The following is a 2,623-nucleotide window of genomic DNA, read 5'->3' on the forward strand; positions in this document are numbered from 1 at the left end:
TGCGGATTCCGATGAAGCCGGACGCTTATTCCAAGGTGAAGCCGGACACCCATTCCGATTTCATTCCGGACAGTGTTCCGAACTGAAGCCGGACACTCTCCTCGTCTGACCCTGGGTCATGGGAGATGGTGGATTGGGATTGTCCGGTCGTCAATCGGACAATGAGGCGGCGGCCGGGGAGCGCTGCTTGCGCAGGCTCTCGCCGGAGAGCTCAATCCGGTAGGCATTGTGGACGAGCCGATCCAGGATCGCATCGGCAATGGTCGGATTGCCGATGATCTCGTACCAGCGCTCGACCGGGATCTGGCTCGTGACGATGATGGAACGCCGCTCGTACCGGTCCTCGACGATCTCCAGCAGATCTCGCCGCTGATCGTCATCGAGCTTCTCAGGTCCCCAGTCATCAAGGATGAGCAGATCCACGCGGGCCAGAGCCTTGAGCATCCGCGCGTAGCGGCCGTCCCCCCGCGCCAGAGAAAGCGCTGCAAACAGCCTGGGGGCGCGGTGATAAGCAACCGAGAAGTCCTCCCGGCAGGCCTTCTGGCCCAGAGCGCAGGCCAGCCAGCTTTTGCCGACCCCTGCGGGTCCCGTCAGCAAAAGCCCGCGTCGCTCTCGGATCCAGTCGCAGCCGGCGAGCTTGAGAAAGAGCCCGCGATCCAGACCACGGGTAGCCCTGAAATCGACGTCCTCGACATGAGCATCATGGCGCAGGTGAGCCGCCCGGGCCCGGCTCTCAAAACGCTTCTGGCGGCGCAGGGTCGTCTCGCGCTCGAGCAGGAGCGCAAGCCAGTCGCCATGCTCCAGAGCACGCGCCTCTGGCTGGGATTGCAGATCCTGGAAGCCTTTGGCCATGCCATGAAGACCAAGATCGGTCAGCATAGCGAGGGTAGGATGGGTCAGCATGGGATCTCCTTAGTGGAAGTAGCCGGGGCCGCGCAGGTTGGCGTGCTCCAGGATGGCGGTTGGCTCAGCGCCGCGGGCGGGTTTGGCGGCCAGGCGGTTGGCCAGGATGGAGGCAATGCTCTTGTAAGTGAGCGCGCCGATCTGGAGAGCGCGGGCCGACACCGCTTCAGCGCGGGAGGAGTCGAGATCGCGCAACAGGCGCAAAACCCCAAGGCAGGTCCGAAAGCCCTGCTCAGGATGTGGACGATGCGCCAGAATGGCCGTGATCAGCCCCTCGGTCTGTGGGCCGACGGACGTCGCCCAGCGGCGGAAGCGCTCCGGGGTCCAGTCGGCATAGCGCCGATGGGAACTGGGCATGTGGTCTGGGTCGGTGCCATGCCGGCGACCGCCGTAGCGCCGCTGATGGGCTGCCACGCGCTGGCCGCGGTGGAAGATCTCGATCGTGCGGCTGGTCGCCCGCAGATCCACCTGCTCGCGGATCAGGCCGTGCGGGACCGAATAGAAGAAGCCCTCGTACTCGACATGATAGTCGGTACCGACCCGGGCGAAGCGCCATTCGGCGAACTCGTAGTCGTCGCACGGCAGCGGCGCGAGCGCCGGGCGCTCAACTGTCTCGAAAAGATGACGGCGGCTGACGCCGAGGCGGCGAACGACATGATCGTTGATGCGCTCGCACGCGCCGGCAATCGCCGCATTGGCCTCGGCCAGGGAGAAGAAGGTCTGGTGCCGCAGCCGTCCGAGAATGCAGGTCTGGGCAAAGCGCACGCCATTCTCCACTTTGGCTTTGTCTTTGGGCCTTCGTGGCCGCGCCGGCAGAACGCCGACGCCGTAATGCGCGGCCATCATGCCGTAGCTGCGGTTGATCTCCGGATCGTAGAACGAGGCCCGGTTGACCCCTGACTTGAGGTTGTCCGGCACGATCAGGCGCGGAACGCCGCCAAAGAAACGGAACATGCGCCCATGCGCGCCGATCCAATCCGGCAGAGTTTGGGTCCAGGTCGCCTCCGCGTAGGTGAAGTTGGAGGCGCCGAGCACGGCGACGAAGATCTCGGCCTGGCGGATCTCGCCGGTGCGGGGATCGACGATGGCGATCTTCTTGCCGGAATAGTCGACGAACACTTTGTCGCCGGCGACATGGTCCTGGCGCATGGTCGGCGAGAGCCGGCCCTCGAACGAGCGGAAGAGCTCGCAGAAGCGGCTGTAGCCATAACCCTGGGGATGGACAGCCCGGTACTCCTCCCAGAGGATTTGCAGCGTGACGCCGGGCTTCTTTAGTTCGACGACGGCATCGCCCCAATGGGGCTCGGGTCGGCGGCGCAGGCCTTGTTTGACGCCGGCGCGGGCGAAAAGCCTGCCCTCCAGGGCCTCGTCGGTCAGCGCGCCGGGTAAGGGCCAGCTCAAGCCAGCCTGCTCGGCGCGCTTGAGGTTCTCCTGCACGGTGCTGCGGGCAATCCCGAGCCTCTCGGCGATGTCGCGCACGCTCATGCCGTCCCGGGTCAGGCGCAGCATGTGTCTCAAGTGTCTCATGGTCAGCTTCCTCTTGGCAGGCATCCCGTTCTCCTCGTGCGAGCTGAGGAAGGTGATGCCCGAGTTGCTGACCCAGGGGATCGTCAGAGTGAGGAAAGTGTCCGGTGATTGATCGGAACGGTGTCCGGCTTCATTCCGGAATGCTGTCCGGCTTCAAATCGGAATACCTGTCCGGATTGCGTCGGAATCTGCA

General features: G+C 64.7%; 2 protein-coding genes. Both read right to left on the reverse strand.

What is annotated here, in order from left to right; translation table 11 throughout:
* Positions 1–150: 150 nt before the first annotated feature.
* Entirely contained in the window at positions 151–903 is a 753-nt protein-coding gene (gene istB / locus JQC81_RS32120) for an IS21-like element helper ATPase IstB (protein ID WP_203275814.1), read from the reverse strand.
* A gap of 9 nt (positions 904–912) precedes the next feature.
* Positions 913–2,454: an IS21 family transposase gene (gene istA / locus JQC81_RS32125; protein WP_281400480.1), complete on the reverse strand. Its 1,542-nt coding sequence runs from the start codon at positions 2,452–2,454 to the stop codon at positions 913–915.
* Positions 2,455–2,623: the final 169 nt, after the last annotated feature.

The sequence above is a fragment of the Microvirga arabica genome (genome assembly GCF_016811235.1).
Taxonomy (GTDB): Bacteria; Pseudomonadota; Alphaproteobacteria; order Rhizobiales; family Beijerinckiaceae; genus Microvirga; species Microvirga arabica.